Origin of the sequence: Actinomadura hibisca NBRC 15177, assembly GCF_001552635.1 — a bacterium.
In the GTDB taxonomy this organism is placed as follows: Bacteria; Actinomycetota; Actinomycetes; order Streptosporangiales; family Streptosporangiaceae; genus Spirillospora; species Spirillospora hibisca.
In genome coordinates this window covers 228,192-242,398 of the sequence record NZ_BCRO01000001.1, presented here as the reverse complement: position 1 = coordinate 242,398, position 14,207 = coordinate 228,192, and the positions used below count along the sequence as shown (strand labels likewise).

Sequence of the window (14,207 nt, the reverse complement as noted above, 5' to 3'; positions counted from 1 at the left end):
GACGGTCCATGGCCGACACACACCGGTTCGACGCCGACACCGCGGTCGCCCGCACGGCGGACGGCCTCCGCACGGCGGAGATCCGCGAGGGCTGGTCCACGATCGGGGGCGCGCCCAACGGCGGCTACCTGTTCGCGGTGGCGCTGGCCGCCGCCGGGGAGGCCGCCGAGGGGCAACGACCGCTGACGGCGACCGCGCACTTCCTGCGCCCCGGCGTCGTCGGGCCCGCCGAGATCGAGGTCGAGCCGGTCAAGCGGGGCCGCGTCACCAGCACCGTGAGCGCGGCGCTGTCCCAGGAGGGCAAGGAGCGCGTCCGGGTGCTGGCCATGTACGGCGACCCCGCGACGCTGGACGGGGCCGCCGAACTGGCCGTGGAGCCGCCGCCCCTCCCGGACCCCGACGCGTGCGCCGCGCCGGACCCCGGGCTGGCCGAGCTGATGGGAGCGACGATCGCGCGGCGCTACGACTACCGCGTCCCGGCGTCGTCCCGCTGGGTGGGCGGCGAGGGCCCCGGCGAGGCGGCGATCGACGGATGGATCCGCTTCGCCGACGGCCGCGAACCGGACCTGGCGGCGCTCCCCCTGTTCGCCGACGCCTTCCCGCCCGCGCTGGGGGAACTGCTCGGCCCGACGCACGTGCCGACGCTGGAACTGACGGTCCACCTACGGGCCGAACCCGCGCCCGGCTGGATCCGGACCCGCATCGAAAGCCGCCAGCTCGCCGGAGGCCTGGTCGAGGAGGACGCCTACCTGTGGGACGCCAAGGGCGACCTGGTGGCGATGTCCCGCCAGCTGGCCTACCGCCCGCGCTGACCGTCCCCGATGCCGCGGCAGTTGACCTCAACCTTAGTTGAGTTCCTAGCGTGACTCCCGTCCGATGACGCGCCGCGGCCCGGTTTCCGGGTCGCGGCCTATCCGGGGAGTCCCCATGACCGTTTCCCAAGACACCGTTTCCCAAGACACCGTGGCCGTGCTCGGGCTGGGCGAGATGGGTTCCGCGCTCGCGGGCGCGTTCCTGGACGGCGGGCATCCGACGCGGGTGTGGAACCGCACTCCGGAGAAGGCCGACGCCCTGGTCGCCAAGGGCGCGCGGCGCGCGGAGTCGGTCCGTGACGCCGTGGAGGCGGCGCGGCTCGTGGTCGTGAGCGTCAAGGGCGACGACACCGTCCGGCGGCTGCTGGAACCGGCCGCCGACCTGCTCGCCGGACGCACCGTGGTCAACCTGAGCGACGGCACGTCCGCCGAGGTCCGGGCGGTGGCCGAATGAACCGTCGAGCAGGGGGCCGACCACCTGCACGGGCAGATCATGACGATCGCCCCCGGCATCGGGCATCCGGACGCGGTGGTGTTCTTCGGCGGCTCCGAGACCGCCTACGCCCGTTCCCGTCCGGCGCTGGAGCTGCTGGGCGGGCGCACCGTCCTGGTGGGGGCCGACGCCGGAGCGCCGGTCCTGTACGGGATGGCCGTGCACGACACCATGTGGGGGCTGCTCAACGGGTTCCTGCACGCGGCGGCGCTGCTGTCGGACGAGGGCATCGAGGTGACGCGTTTCCTGGAGCAGGCCGACGCGTCCTTCTCCGCGCTGCTGTCGTTCCTGCCGTCGCTGGCCGGGGACGTGGACCGGGGTGAGTACGCGACGCCGTTCGGCGCGCTCCGGCACCACCTGCCGTCGATCGACGACCTGCTGAGGGAGAGCCGGGCGCGCGGCATCGACACCGGCCTGCCCGGCTACACCGAGGCATTGGTGTCCCGTGCACTGGCGGACGGGCACGCCGACGACAACTACTCGCGCCTGGTCGAGCACTTCCGGAAGGGGTGACGGCGCGCCCTTATCCCACCCGCCCGGGTTGCGGCAATGCCGGTGGGGCGGGTTACCGTGGGCGGCGACAGATCGCGGGGGCCCGGCGAACCGGGCTGAGATAGCGGCTGGGACGGCCGCTGACCGCTGGAACCTGACCGGGTAATGCCGGCGTAGGGAGAGATCGAGTCGTCATGACCGAGACCGTGGTTTCGCATGCCCGCAAGACCTACCTGCAAGGGTCGCGCCCCGACCTGCGCGTGCCGATGCGGGAGGTGCCGCTGACCAACGGCGGCTCCGTGGTGCTCTACGACACCTCCGGCCCGTGCACCGACCCCGCCCACGAGGCGGACGTGCGGCGCGGGCTGCCGCCGCTGCGCGAGGCGTGGATCGCCGGGCGCGGCGACACCGCCGGGTACGCGGGCCGGGCCGTCCGGCCCGAGGACGACGGGCGCCGCTCCGGCGACCCGCTGCGCGACCGGGCGGCCTTCCCCGCCCGCCGCCCGCTGCGCGCCACCGGCGGGGCGGTGACCCAGCGCGCGTACGCGCGGCGCGGGGAGATCACCCCGGAGATGGAGTTCGCGGCGCTGCGCGAGGGCGTGGAGCCGGAGTTCGTACGGGCGGAGCTGGCCGCCGGGCGCGCGGTGCTGCCCGCCAACGTCAACCACCCCGAGACCGAGCCGATGGTCATCGGCCGGAACTTCCTGGTGAAGGTGAACGCCAACATCGGCAACTCGGCCGTGGCGTCCTCGATCGAGGACGAGGTGGAGAAGATGCGGTGGGCGACCCGGTGGGGCGCCGACACGATCATGGACCTGTCCACCGGCCGCGACATCCACACCACGCGCGAGTGGATCCTGCGCAACTCCCCCGTCCCGGTCGGCACCGTGCCGCTGTACCAGGCGCTGGAGAAGGTGGGCGGCGACCCGGCCGAGCTGACCTTCGAGGTGTTCCGCGACACCGTCGTCGAGCAGGCCGAGCAGGGCGTGGACTACATGACGGTGCACGCGGGGGTGCTGCTGGCGTACGTGCCGCTGACCGCGCGCCGCAAGACCGGCATCGTGTCGCGCGGCGGCTCCATCATGGCGGCCTGGTGCCTGGCCCACCATCAGGAGAACTTCCTGTACACGCGGTTCCGGGAGCTGTGCGAGATCTTCGCGGCCTACGACATCACCTGGTCGCTGGGCGACGGCCTGCGGCCCGGCTCGATCGCCGACGCCAACGACGAGGCGCAGTTCGCCGAGCTGCGCACCCAGGGCGAGCTGACCCGGATCGCGGCCGGGTTCGACAACCAGGTGATGAACGAGGGCCCCGGCCACGTCCCGATGCACAAGATCAAGGAGAACGTGGACCGGCAGCAGGAGTGGTGCGACGGCGCGCCGTTCTACACGCTGGGCCCGCTGACCACCGACATCGCGCCCGGCTACGACCACATCACCTCCGCGATCGGCGCCGCCATGATCGGCTGGCACGGCACCGCGATGCTCTGCTACGTCACGCCCAAGGAGCACCTCGGTCTGCCCGGCAAGGAGGACGTGAAGGCGGGGATGATCGCCTACAAGATCGCCGCGCACGCCGCCGACCTGGCCAAGGGCCACCCGGGCGCGCAGGCGTGGGACGACGCCCTGTCGGACGCGCGCTTCGAGTTCCGGTGGGAGGACCAGTTCAACCTGTCGCTGGACCCGGAGACGGCGCGCGCGTTCCACGACGAGACGCTCCCGGCCGCGCCCGCCAAGACCGCGCACTTCTGCTCGATGTGCGGCCCGCACTTCTGCTCCATGAAGATCAGCCGGGAGGTGCGCGACGGCATGGCGGCCAAGTCCGCCGAGTTCCAGGCCGCCGGAGGCCGGGTCTACCTGCCGGTCACCCCGGCCGACGGCTGACGCGGCGGCGGTGCGGGCCCGCTCAGGGGCCGGGCCCGCGCCGCCGTCTCCTCCGGTGGAACGCCCGGGGTCAGGAGGCGCGGCCCCACAGGTAGGCGCCGTAGGCGGCCAGCAGGAGCGCGGTGGCGCTCGCGGCGCCGCGCAGGTGGTTCCAGGCGGTCCAGCGGGGCGCGTAGTCCTGCCAGATCCGCGCGGCCTCGGCCGGGTCGCCGGTGAGGCGGACGGCGTCCAGCACGTTGTTGAGCGGCACGTTGACGGCCACCGTCGGCAGGAACGCGCCCACCGCGTAGACGGCCGCCGCCGCCAGGAACAACAACCCGGCCGTCCGGTGGTGCAGCAGCGCCAGCAGCAGCACGCCGGTCAGCGCGGCCAGCGCGGGCGCGCCGGTGAACGACACCAGGAACAGCGGGTTCAGGATCTTGCGGTTCATGTGCTGCATGGACTCGACGGCCACGGCGGGCCGCACGGCGTTCAGGCCGGGCATCACCGAGGTCGAGAAGGCGAAGAAGACGCCGGTCATCCCGGCGGCGGTCAGGAACGTCAGCGCGGCGGAGACGGCGGTCAGGGCGGTTTTCATGGGTCCTCCCCCCGGGCCGGGGCGCGCAGCCCCGGCCCGGGTCGTATCAGGTGTTCCAGACGCCGGTGGCGGCGGTGGTGTGGGCGTAGTCGGCGAAGTCGTTGGGCTCGCGTCCCAGGGCGCGCTGCACGCCGTCCTGGGGCCGGCTGTTGCGGCCGTCGAGGATCGTGCCGAACAGGTAGGACAGGAACTCGGTCACGTCGTCGGGCAGGCCGTGCTCCTTGAGGACGGCGGCGTAGGCGTCCACCGGCACCTGGACGTAGGCGATCTCGCGGCCCGTGGCCTTGGCGATCTCGTCCACGGCCTCGGCGAAGGTGAGGGCGCGCGGGCCGGTGACCTCGTAGACCTGTCCCGCATGCCGGTCCTCGGTGAGGGCGGCGACGGCGACGTCGGCGAGGTCGTCGATGTCGACGAACGGCTCGGGCACGTCCCCGGCCGGAAGCACGACCTCGCCGCCGCGCACCGGGTCCAGCAGGTAGTCCTCGCTGAAGTTCTGCGCGAACCAGGCGGCCCGCACGATCGTCCATTCGAGGCCGGAGTCCTGCACGATGCGCTCGCACGCCTGCGCCTCGTCCTCGCCGCGTCCCGACAGCAGCACGATCCGACGTACTCCGGCGGCGACGGCCGCGTCGGTGAAGCCGCGGATCGCCTCCGGCGCGCCCGGCACCGCCAGGTCGGGCGAGAAGACCAGGTAGACGGACGTGACGCCGTCGAGCGCGGGCGCCCAGGTGGCCGGGGCGTCCCAGTCGAAGGGGATCTCGGCGGAGCGGGAGCCGCGGCGCACCGGGACGCCGAGGGCGGTGAGCCGGTCGGCGACGCGGCGGCCGGTCTTGCCGGTGGCGGCGAGGACGAGGGTCAGGTCGGTGGTGTCGGTGTTGTTCGTCATGTCCTCAAGTCAACCGGGGCGGGCCTCCGGCGAACATCGTCGAGAAGCCGGACGGCATACGCCTGCGTCCACGTCCGGCCGCGCCGCCGTTTACGCTGGTCGCATGGACCCCCTCACCGACCTGCTCGACGGCCCCCGGGCGCGGGGCGCGTACCTGCTGCGCTCGTCGCTCAACCCGCCCTGGTCGGTGCGCATCCAGGACGAGGCGCCGCTGTGCCTGGTGGCGATGGTCAGCGACGGCGCGTGGCTGACCCACGACGACGACAGCGGGTGGACGCGGCTGGAGCAGGGCGACATCGCGATCCTGCGCGGCCCCGACCCGTACGTCATCGCCGACGACCCGGCGACCGCGCCGCAGATCGTCATCCACCCCGGGCAGCGCTGCGCCACCCCCGGCGGGGCGAGCCTGTCGGAGGAGATGGACCTCGGCGTCCGCAACTGGGGCACCGCCCCCGACGCCTCCACGGTCATGCTGGTGGGGGCCTACCAGATGCAGGGCGCGGTCACCCACCGGCTGCTGGCCGCGCTGCCCCGCCTGGTGGTGGTGCCGGGCGGGTCGTGGGACTCGCCGCTGCTGCCGCTGCTCGGCCAGGAGATCGACCGGGACGAGCCGGGGCAGGACGTGGTGCTGGACCGCCTGCTCGACCTGCTGCTGACGGCGGTGCTGCGCGTCTGGTTCGCCCGGCCCGAGGCCGAGGCGCCCGGCTGGTACCGCGCGCACGGCGACCCGGTGGTGGGCCCGGCGCTGCGGCTGCTGCACGACGACCCCGCGCACGCCTGGACGGTGGCGGCGCTCGCGGGCGAGGTCGGGGTGTCGCGGGCGGCGCTGGCGCAGCGGTTCACCAAGATGCTGGGCGAACCGCCCATGACGTACCTGACGACCCTGCGGCTGGCGCAGGCCGCCGACATGGTGCGCGAGAGCGACGCGACGCTGGAGACGATCGCGCGGCGGGTCGGCTACGGCACGGCGTTCGCGCTGAGCACGGCCTTCAAGCGCGAGCACGGCGTCAGCCCGCAGGACTACCGGGCGGGCGCGCCCGCCTAGCCGTCCTCGACGACCCGCTTCCACGGCGAGTTGAGACGGTGCGGCCGCCTGCGCGACGCGCTCGGGAGCAGGCGGCCAGGCCCGCCGTCAGCCGGGCAGGCGCGCGACGTCAACGGCGGTGCCGCCGCGCCGCGCCTCGAACGCCACCGTCAGCGTTCCCGACGCGCCGCGCACCGTGACGGTGCGCGTGCCCGCGCGATCGACGCTCACCCGCTTGGAGCCGAGCGTCCTGCCGTTCCACACGTGCGCGTGCACGGTGCCGGGGCCGGTGGCGCGCAACCGGAAGGTCGTCGCGCCGCCGGAGACGGTGGGACGGCCCACGATGCGCGCGGTCGCGGACGGCGGCGCGGCCGGGCCGCCCGCCAACGGCACGCCGGTCGCGGCGGCCTGGAGGATCGACTGCGGCGAGTCCACCGAGCGCGCCGCCTCACCGGGCAGCACCGGCGGCGTGGCGGCGACGGCGGGCGGGTCCAGGCCGGGCAGGGACGCCAGGCCCCACCGGTACGGGTCGCCCTGCACGCCGCCCCAGGTGGACCAGCCGAGACGGGTCTGGCCGGTCTTGTCCTGGGTGTCGGAGTCGTAGACGAAGATGTTCAGCCCCATGCGGGCGGGGTCCACGGTGGCGGGCAGCACCGTGAACGGGATCGTCGCCTCGACGGTGTAGCCGCTGTAGGGCTGGGTGAGGGCGGCGGCGACCTTCATGCCGGGCGCGGTCCGCGGCCCCGGCCCCTGCCGGTGGTCGGCGTCGCGCTCGAAGCACGGCCGCCCGTCGGCCATCGCGGGGAAGATCCCGGTCTTGAAGGTGGTGGAGGTGTTCTCGGAGTCGCCGCGCGGGTCGACGGCGATCTCGACGGCGTCGGTGCGCCAGTGCCGCTTGCAGTCGTCGGCGCCCAGGACCGCGCCGCGCGCGTCGTCGCGGACCTTCACCAGCACGTGCAGCGCGTCGGCGGTCCAGGTCACCTTGCCGGTGGCCGAGCAGTCGGCCGCCGAGGCGCACGCCGCGCCCTCCCACACCCGCGACAGGTCGAACTCGGGCCCGGGGTACTCGCCGGGGGCCTCCGCGCCGTCCAGGACGGGCGCGGCGGGCGTCTGGGCGAGCGTGGCGACGGGGACCAGCTCCAGCGCGGCCTTGCGCACGTCGGGCGGGCCCGTCGTGCTCGTGGTGGTGATGGTGTAGTCGGACGTCGGGATCGACGGGTCGGTGTTGCGGACCGTGAAGGTCACCGAGCCCGTCGCCTTGGCGGCCAGGCTGTAGGGCCGCGAGGCGGGCTCGGCGGCGAAGCCCTGCGGCAGGTTCGGCGTCACGGTGCCCGACTGGGGCGCGGAGGTGGTGTTGTCCAGGTCGATACGGACGGGGCGGGACGCGCCGGAGCCGAGCGTGAGGACGCGCGGCACGCGCCCCGCCAGGGCGGGCAGGCCGGTCCGGATCGCCCAGGCGTCGTAGTCGGCCACGCGCGGCAACGGTTCCTGCTGCCCGGTGACGGCGGGCCCGGCAGCGGCGGCGCGCGGGGCGGTACGGCTGTGGATCTGCGTGAAGTAGTCGCAGCCGATCCGGTTCGGGTCGGCGGGCGCGTCAGGGAAACCGCCCCATCCCTGGCTGACGTACATCCGCTGCGCCTCGCGCTCCACCTGCGCCCACGTCCTGCCGCCGTTGCGGGCGGACGCGCGTCCAGCCCATACGCCCAGCACGGTGCTCGCCGGGTCGGTGGGGGTGAAGGTCTTCTCGCAGGCCGGGCCGGTGGGGCCGGTCGCACCGCCGGTCATGAGCAGCCTGCCGGGCGCCCACGTCCGCAACCTCTCGCCGCGCAACTGGCCGGGGTAGCGGGCGCGGTCGGCGGCGGCGAAGTACGCCTCGGCCGCCAGCCGCGCCGCCTCCTGGTGGTTGCCGTGCTGGCCGGGCAGCGGCGCGGGGTCCATGGTGACGATGGTCTTGGGGCGGGTCTCGCGGACCAGCCGGACGACCTTCTCCAGCGTCGCGCCGTGGTCCCAGGCGCGGGCGGTGAGCGGCGCGCTGACGGTGTAGTAGAAGTCGACCTTGTCGAGGTAGTGGACGTCGGTGATCCCGGCCCGGCCGACGGCGCGGCGCTCCTCGCCCTCGCGGAGCAGGCCGAGCGGCGGGCCCTCCTCGGTCCCGGCGGCGTTGCCGCCGCCCTCGCCGCGGGTGACGGTCAGCACGCCGACGCGGGCCCGGCCGTTCTCGTTCCACTGGCCGAGCGTGGACAGCGTGCTCGCCTCGTCGTCGGGGTGGGCGCCGACGAACAGGACGTCCAGCCGTCCCCGGTCGGGAGGCCGCGCGTCGGCCGGGGCGGTCCCCGGCACCACGGTGACCAGCGCCGTGGCCAGGGCCACGGCGAGGACGGGTCTGCGCATGGGAGGTCTCCTACTCCTTGACGGCCCCCGAGAGCATCCCGGCGATGAAGCGCCGTTGCAGGAAGAGGTAGAGGACGACGACGGGCGCGGCGATGATCAGCGCCCCCGCCATCAGCAGCGGGTAGTCGGTCTGGTGCGAGCCCTGGAAGAACGACAGGCCGAGCGGCGCGGTGCGCAGGTCCTCGGCCGAGTTGACGACGACCAGCGGCAGCAGGAACTCGTTCCAGGTCCACATCGCGGTCAGCACGACCATGGTGAGGATCGCCGGGCGGCCCATCGGCACCAGCACCCGCCACAACGTGGTCCAGCTCGACGCGCCGTCCATGCGCGCCGCCTCCAGCAGCGCGGGCGGCACGCCGCGGAAGTAGGCGCGCATCCAGAAGGTGCCGAACGCCAGCGACTGCGCGGTCTGCGGCAGGATCATCCCGGCGTAGGTGTTGTCCAGCCCGGCCGAGCGCAGGTCGAAGTACAGCGGCACCACGATCGCCTCGGTCGGGATCGTCAACCCGGCCAGGAACAGCAGGAACACCGCGCCCGCGCCCCGGAACCCCAGCGTGCCCAGCGCGTACCCGGCCATGATCGACAGCACCGACGCGACCGCCACGACCGTGACCGTGACGATGACGCTGTTGCGCATGTAGGTCGCGAAGTGCCCCTCGCGCCAGGCGCGGCCGAACGTGGCGACGTCGAGGTCCGGCAGGTTCAGCGCCTGCGCCACCACGCCGACCATCGGGACCAGCGCCAGCGCGGCGAACAGCAGCAGGACCGCGTAGTTCAGCCACCGCTCGCGGGCGGAGATCAGCGGGGCCGTCACCGCGCCTCCCCGCGCCCCTCGGCCAGCCGGCCGATCCCGGCGGTGAGCGCGAACACCAGCACGGCCAGCGTGACGCCGATCGCGCAGGCCAGCCCTACTTCACCGGTGTTGAAGGTGCGGTTGTAGACCTCGTAGGACGGCACCCGCGTCGCGCCGCCCGGCCCGCCCTTGGTGGTGACGTACACCAGGTCGAAGTTGCGCAACGCCATCACCGACGTCAGCGTCAGCGCGACGGCCAGCTCGCGGCGCAGGCCCGGCAGGGTGACGGCGCGGAACTCGGCGAACGGCCCTGCGCCGTCGATGCGCGCGGCGTCGTACAGCTCGCCGGGGATGCGCTGCGCGCCCGCCAGGAACAACACCAGCGCGAGCCCGAGTTCCACCCACGTGCCGATCAGGCCGACGGCCGGGAGCGCGAACGTGAAGTCGCCGAGCCAGCCGCGCGACCAGTCGGGCAGGCCGAGCCGGTGCAGCAGGTGCAGCACGCCGTTGACCGGCCCGTCGGCCGAGTACATCCACTGCCAGGCCACCGCGACCGCCACCATCGCCACGACCTGCGGCAGGAACAGCACCGTGCGGAACAGCGCCAGGCCGCGCACCCGCGTCCGGGTGATGACCGCGACCAGCAGGAACGCCAGCAGGCACGGCAGGATCGCGTAGAAGACGACCAGGATCAGCGCGTGCCCGAACGCGCCGCGCAGCCCGGGGTCGGTGAGCACGGTGGCGTAGTTGGACAGGCCCGCCCAGGTGCCGGTGCTGATGCCGTCCCAGTCGTACAGCGAGAACCAGAAGCCGCGCACCAGCGGCCACAGCAGGAAAACGCCGTAGACGGCCAGGGCGGGCAGCACGTACAACCAGCCGATGTTGCGGGGCGCGCCCGGAGGGCGGCCCGGCCTGCGCCGCGCGGTCACTTCTTCAGGAACGCCGAGTAGTCGCGCTGCGCGGTCTCCATGGCCTGCTGCGCGGTGGTGCGCCCGGCGATGACCTCCTGGAGGGAGCCGCCGAGCACGTCGCCGAACGTGGGGGTGGCGTAGTCGAGGTACGGGGTGATGCTGTCGACCTTGCTCAGCGTGTCCCACGACGCCTGGACTTCCTTCAGCAGCGGCGAAGACGGCTGCTTGGACGGCGGTTTCAGCGCGGGCAGGTTGCCGGTCTCCACCGCCGTGTCCATCGCTTCGGGCGAGGTGAGGAAGTTGATGTAGGCCGCCGCCACGTCCGGGTGCTTCGACTTGGCGGTGATGGCGAACGGCAGGCTCTCCCCGCCCATCGTCGCGGGCGCTCCCCCGGCCTGCTGCGGCGGCGGGGTGAGGAAGCCGACCCTGTCCTTCATGCGGTCGGCGAGGTCGGCGGCCCACCAGGTGCCGCCGAACATGAACACGCCCTGCCCCTTGGCGAAGTTGACCGGGGTGTCGTCCCACTTGACGGCGGCGGCGTCCTTGTTGAAGTAGCCCTGCTTAGACCAGTCCGCGAGCTTCTGCGCAGCCTGCGCGTTGGACTGGTCGGTCCACGCGCCGCCGCGCGCGAACACCAGGTCGCGGACCTTGTCGCGTCCGGCGGTCTGGTCCTGTACGACGCCGAACACCTGGAGGCCGGGCAGCTTCTCCAGGTTGCCGAACGCCAGCGGCTGCTCGCCCCGGCCCTTGGCGGTGGCGAGGGCCTGCTCGAACTCGCCCCACGTCGCGGGCGGCTTGAGCCCGAGCTTGGCCAGCTTGTCCTTGTTGTAGTAGATGCCGACGATCTCGCCGTTCATCGAGACGCCGTACAGGTCGCCCGCGCCGATGCGCCTGCCGTCGGCGCTGACGCTGTTGAGCTCGGTGAGGGCCTTGGGGTAGCGCTCGGTCCAGCGGTAGACCTTGTCGTAGGGGGCCAGGGACGCCAGCATCCCGGCCTTCACGAACTGGCCCATCGCCGCGTAGCCCTGGTTGGCCTGCACCACGTCGGGCGGGTTGCCGCCGGACAGCGCGAGCCGCAGCGTCTTCTGGAGGTCGGTGAAGGAGCGCGCCACCCGGTTGATCTTGACGTTGGGGTACCTGGCCTGGAAGGCGGCGTTGAGCTGCTCGATCTGCTTGCGCTGGCCGCCCTGCACCTCCTGGTCCCAGACGGTGAGGGTGACGTTGCCCGCCTTCGCGACGTCGGTGCTGACGGCCGCGGGCCGCTTGCTCGCGGGCTCGCCGCCGTCGCCGCCGGGCGCGCACGCGGTGGCCAGGACCACGAGGGCCGCCGTTCCGAGGAGCGCCCCGCGCCCGACCGGTCTCAGCATCTCCTACGGTTCCTTTCGCAGGGTCGGCTCGGCCCGCACGACGGTGTCGGGGGCGGCCTCGGGGATGAACGGCACCACGAACGCGTACTCGGCCAGCACCTCCTCGGGCACCTCGCCCGACTCCCCGAACGCGGCGATCTCCCCCCAGCAGGGCGACCCCAGCGACCCGCTGTAGTGCCGCACCGACAACCCGGCGACCAGGTTGGCGAACTTCAGCCGCTCGGCCAGCGGCAGCCCGGCCAGCGTCGCGAACACGAACCCGGCCGCGAACACGTCCCCGGCGCCGGTCGCGTCCAGCGCGCGCACCGGCAGCGCGCCGGTCTCGGCGTACTCCCCGGTCGCCGAGTCGATCGCGACCGCGCCGCACGATCCGCGCTTGACCACCACGACCGGCAGCCGCCCGGCCAGGGCGCGGGCGGCGTCCTCGGGGGTGCCGGTGCGGGTGTAGGCCATGGCCTCCACGGCGTTGGGCAGGAACACGTCCACGTCGTCCAGCCGGTCCAGCACGTCGGTGGACCAGGCGCCGGTGTGGTCCCAGCCGAGGTCGGCGAACACGGTGGCCCCGGCGGCGCGCATCCGGCGCGCCCAGGCGGGCACCGGCCGGTCGACGTCCAGGAAGCAGGCGCGCGCCCGCGGCGGCGCGCCGACCAGCTCGTCCTCGCCGACCGGCGCGGGCCGCGCGTAGGTGACCATGCTGCGGTCGGCGTCGTAGGCCAGCGACACCGTCACCGGCGTGGACCAGCCCGCCGGGCGGCGCGACCGGCTGAGGTCCACGTCCTCCTGCTCGGCGAGGGTGCGCCACAGGTAGGAGCCGAACAGGTCGTCGCCGAACGCCGCGGCGAGCCCGACCCGCAGGCCGAGGCGGCTCATCGCCACCGCGATGTTGGCGACGCCGCCGGGCGCCGAGCCGAGGCCGTCGGTGACCACCTCGGTGCCCGGGGGCGGCAGGCCCGGCAGTCCTGTGAAGATCATGTCCATGAAGACCTGCCCGGCCAGGAACACGTCCAATCCTGGCGATCCGTCCGGATGCAGGCGCTCTCCGGCGGGCTCGCGGCCCTCGCAGGGATCGGTCAGCGGCGGGCCGGACGGCGGCGGTCCGGGCGGGTGTGCTTCTGGCGGGTGCGGGCGCTGCGCGGGCACGATCCGGGTCACGGTGCCTCCCCGTTGAGGCCGACTGCGGTTGGCCGAATCTAACGCGGCCCGGCGCTCCCGGAAGAGTCCCCGGCGGGCCCGTGATGAGAACTTGTCCGAAGCCGTGCCGGAAGCCGGGAACCCCCGCCCGCGCGGCGGCGTTTCGCCCCATGACGGCCCGTGCCGCTATGGCATGATGCCGGGCACATCGGACCTATGCGAGGAGCGAGATGACCACCAGACCTGCCGAGGGCGATCTGCACGCCGTGTTCACACGGGCCGACCTCGGCGGCGACGACCGGCTCGACCTGATGGAGTTCTCGCTGGTCCTCGACAGCCTCGGCATGTCGTGGACGAAGGCCGAGGTCCAGGACCGCTTCGAGAAGGCCGACACCAACCGCGACGGCTTCATCTCCTACCCGGAGTTCCAGACGCTGCTGGAGACACAGGGCTGGACCGTCTGAGCCCCGCCCCCGCGCGGTGACGCGCGGGGCCCTTGCCGTGTCCGGTGGGCGGGGTTATGTTCCGTTCACCAGTGGGACGCCCGGAAAGCGCGGTGAGGGTCCATGCGCGTGCGCAGCTCGTCGGTGCGGCTGTTCTCCACGAGCGTCCTGACGCTCGCCCTGATCGGAACGGCCCCCGCGCGGGCCGCGCAGGTGGGAGGGCAGGTCGGCGCGCGGGTCGACTGGAGCAAGCCCGGCCCGGACCAGGTGACCGAGGAGCTGCTGCCCGCCCACACCCTCTACGCGCCGAAGCCGCTGCGCGGCCGCCATCCCGTCATCGTCTGGGGGAACGGCACCTTCGCCTTCCCCGCCATCTACGGCGGGCTGCTGCGGCACTGGGCGAGCCACGGGTTCATCGTGGTGGCCGCCAACACCCCGATGTCGGGGAGCGGCAAGGAGATGCGCGCGGGCATCGACCTGCTGGCGAAGCGCGACGCCGACGCCGGGAGCCCGTTCCACGGCAAGGTCGACCTGTCCCACATCGCGGCCACCGGGCACTCCCAGGGCGGCGCGGGCTCGGTGAACACGGCCGCCGACCGGCGCGTCACGACGGTGCTGCCGATCCAGCCGGGCGGCGCGGCCGACGTGCGGGCGCTGCGCGTGCCGACGTTCTACGTGTCGGGGCAGAAGGACGGCCTGGTCGCGCCCGCCGAGGTGAAGGCGCTGTACAACGCGTCCGGGCACGTGCCCGCCCTCTACGGCGAGCTGCGCGGGGCCGGGCACCTGGTGCCGCTGGGCGACGGCGGCGGATATCGCGGGCCCGCCACGGCGTGGATGTACGCGATGTTGCGCAACGACGGGCGGGCGCGCGCCGAGTTCTTCGGGCCTGGCTGCGGTTACTGCGGGACGTCGGCGTTCTCGGAGTTCCGCCGCAACGGGTTGGCGGAACGGTACTGACGGGCGGGCCCCCGCGCCCGCAGGCGCGGGAGCCCTCTGCCCTGTCT

Annotated in this window: 14 protein-coding genes and 1 riboswitch; of the genes, 7 read left to right on the top strand and 7 right to left on the bottom strand. The window is 73.7% G+C overall.

Going from position 1 to position 14,207, the window contains the following annotated elements:
- The first annotated feature begins 8 nt into the window (after positions 1-8).
- The 4 genes from AH6_RS01115 to thiC all read left to right on the top strand — a co-directional run bounded on the left by AH6_RS01115 (position 9) and on the right by thiC (position 3,680).
- Complete coding sequence (locus tag AH6_RS01115; protein ID WP_067471877.1) at positions 9-812, top strand: thioesterase family protein; 804 nt, start codon at positions 9-11, stop codon at positions 810-812.
- Positions 813-927: 115 nt separating this feature from the next.
- Positions 928-1,266 (top strand): NAD(P)-binding domain-containing protein, encoded by a 339-nt coding sequence (locus AH6_RS41945; protein ID WP_169807780.1) that lies wholly within the window; start codon positions 928-930, stop codon positions 1,264-1,266.
- Between the two features lie 39 nt (positions 1,267-1,305).
- Positions 1,306-1,818: an imine reductase family protein gene (locus AH6_RS41940; RefSeq protein ID WP_083982091.1), complete on the top strand. Its 513-nt coding sequence runs from the start codon at positions 1,306-1,308 to the stop codon at positions 1,816-1,818.
- A 64-nt stretch (positions 1,819-1,882) separates the two neighbouring features.
- Positions 1,883-1,996: riboswitch (TPP riboswitch) on the top strand.
- Positions 1,992-3,680, top strand: a complete 1,689-nt coding sequence (gene thiC, locus AH6_RS01105; RefSeq protein ID WP_067471874.1) for a phosphomethylpyrimidine synthase ThiC — start codon at positions 1,992-1,994, stop codon at positions 3,678-3,680. It overlaps the preceding riboswitch by 5 nt.
- Positions 3,681-3,750: 70 nt before the next feature.
- Here the strand turns inward: thiC and AH6_RS01100 are convergent, their stop codons facing one another.
- Positions 3,751-4,257 carry an anthrone oxygenase family protein gene (locus AH6_RS01100; RefSeq protein ID WP_067471871.1) on the bottom strand — a complete coding sequence of 169 codons (507 nt, stop codon included), beginning with the start codon at positions 4,255-4,257 and terminating at the stop codon, positions 3,751-3,753.
- 46 nt (positions 4,258-4,303) lie between these two features.
- The gene (locus tag AH6_RS01095; protein WP_067471868.1) at positions 4,304-5,143 is read right to left on the bottom strand and encodes an NAD(P)H-binding protein; all 840 of its coding nucleotides are present in this window, start codon (positions 5,141-5,143) and stop codon (positions 4,304-4,306) included.
- Positions 5,144-5,246: 103 nt separating this feature from the next.
- Here AH6_RS01095 and AH6_RS01090 point away from each other — a divergent pair, with 103 nt between their 5' ends.
- Positions 5,247-6,188, top strand: a complete 942-nt coding sequence (locus AH6_RS01090) for an AraC family transcriptional regulator (protein ID WP_067471865.1) — start codon at positions 5,247-5,249, stop codon at positions 6,186-6,188.
- An 87-nt stretch (positions 6,189-6,275) separates the two neighbouring features.
- On the opposite strand, the gene AH6_RS01085 is transcribed toward AH6_RS01090, so the two are convergent.
- The 5 genes from AH6_RS01085 to AH6_RS01065 are packed head-to-tail and all read right to left on the bottom strand — an operon-like array spanning position 6,276 to position 12,781.
- Entirely contained in the window at positions 6,276-8,558 is a 2,283-nt protein-coding gene (locus AH6_RS01085) for a sugar-binding protein (protein ID WP_067471862.1), read from the bottom strand.
- A gap of 10 nt (positions 8,559-8,568) precedes the next feature.
- On the bottom strand, positions 8,569-9,372 hold the full coding sequence (locus AH6_RS01080; RefSeq protein WP_245679106.1) for a carbohydrate ABC transporter permease: 804 nt from the start codon (positions 9,370-9,372) through the stop codon (positions 8,569-8,571).
- Positions 9,369-10,280, bottom strand: a complete 912-nt coding sequence (locus AH6_RS01075; RefSeq protein WP_067471859.1) for a carbohydrate ABC transporter permease — start codon at positions 10,278-10,280, stop codon at positions 9,369-9,371. The genes AH6_RS01080 and AH6_RS01075 overlap by 4 nt, the downstream gene beginning before the upstream one ends.
- The gene (locus AH6_RS01070) at positions 10,277-11,629 is read right to left on the bottom strand and encodes an extracellular solute-binding protein (protein ID WP_067471855.1); all 1,353 of its coding nucleotides are present in this window, start codon (positions 11,627-11,629) and stop codon (positions 10,277-10,279) included. Before AH6_RS01070 ends, AH6_RS01075 begins: the two co-directional genes overlap by 4 nt.
- Positions 11,630-11,632: 3 nt before the next feature.
- Positions 11,633-12,781, bottom strand: a complete 1,149-nt coding sequence (locus tag AH6_RS01065; protein WP_245679105.1) for a PfkB family carbohydrate kinase — start codon at positions 12,779-12,781, stop codon at positions 11,633-11,635.
- A 209-nt stretch (positions 12,782-12,990) separates the two neighbouring features.
- Between AH6_RS01065 and AH6_RS01060 the strand changes: the two genes are divergently transcribed.
- The gene (locus tag AH6_RS01060; protein ID WP_067471852.1) at positions 12,991-13,224 is read left to right on the top strand and encodes an EF-hand domain-containing protein; all 234 of its coding nucleotides are present in this window, start codon (positions 12,991-12,993) and stop codon (positions 13,222-13,224) included.
- Positions 13,225-13,326: 102 nt separating this feature from the next.
- Positions 13,327-14,160 carry an alpha/beta hydrolase family protein gene (locus tag AH6_RS01055; protein ID WP_067471849.1) on the top strand — a complete coding sequence of 278 codons (834 nt, stop codon included), beginning with the start codon at positions 13,327-13,329 and terminating at the stop codon, positions 14,158-14,160.
- Positions 14,161-14,207 lie beyond the last annotated feature (47 nt).

Coding starts and splice junctions, on each gene's coding strand:
- AH6_RS01115 (WP_067471877.1), top strand. CDS start 9: ATGGCCGACACACACCGGTTCGACGCCGACACCGCGGTCGCCCGCACG.
- AH6_RS41945 (WP_169807780.1), top strand. CDS start 928: ATGACCGTTTCCCAAGACACCGTTTCCCAAGACACCGTGGCCGTGCTC.
- AH6_RS41940 (WP_083982091.1), top strand. CDS start 1,306: ATGACGATCGCCCCCGGCATCGGGCATCCGGACGCGGTGGTGTTCTTC.
- thiC (WP_067471874.1), top strand. CDS start 1,992: ATGACCGAGACCGTGGTTTCGCATGCCCGCAAGACCTACCTGCAAGGG.
- AH6_RS01100 (WP_067471871.1), bottom strand. CDS start 4,257: ATGAAAACCGCCCTGACCGCCGTCTCCGCCGCGCTGACGTTCCTGACC.
- AH6_RS01095 (WP_067471868.1), bottom strand. CDS start 5,143: ATGACGAACAACACCGACACCACCGACCTGACCCTCGTCCTCGCCGCC.
- AH6_RS01090 (WP_067471865.1), top strand. CDS start 5,247: ATGGACCCCCTCACCGACCTGCTCGACGGCCCCCGGGCGCGGGGCGCG.
- AH6_RS01085 (WP_067471862.1), bottom strand. CDS start 8,558: ATGCGCAGACCCGTCCTCGCCGTGGCCCTGGCCACGGCGCTGGTCACC.
- AH6_RS01070 (WP_067471855.1), bottom strand. CDS start 11,629: ATGCTGAGACCGGTCGGGCGCGGGGCGCTCCTCGGAACGGCGGCCCTC.
- AH6_RS01060 (WP_067471852.1), top strand. CDS start 12,991: ATGACCACCAGACCTGCCGAGGGCGATCTGCACGCCGTGTTCACACGG.
- AH6_RS01055 (WP_067471849.1), top strand. CDS start 13,327: ATGCGCGTGCGCAGCTCGTCGGTGCGGCTGTTCTCCACGAGCGTCCTG.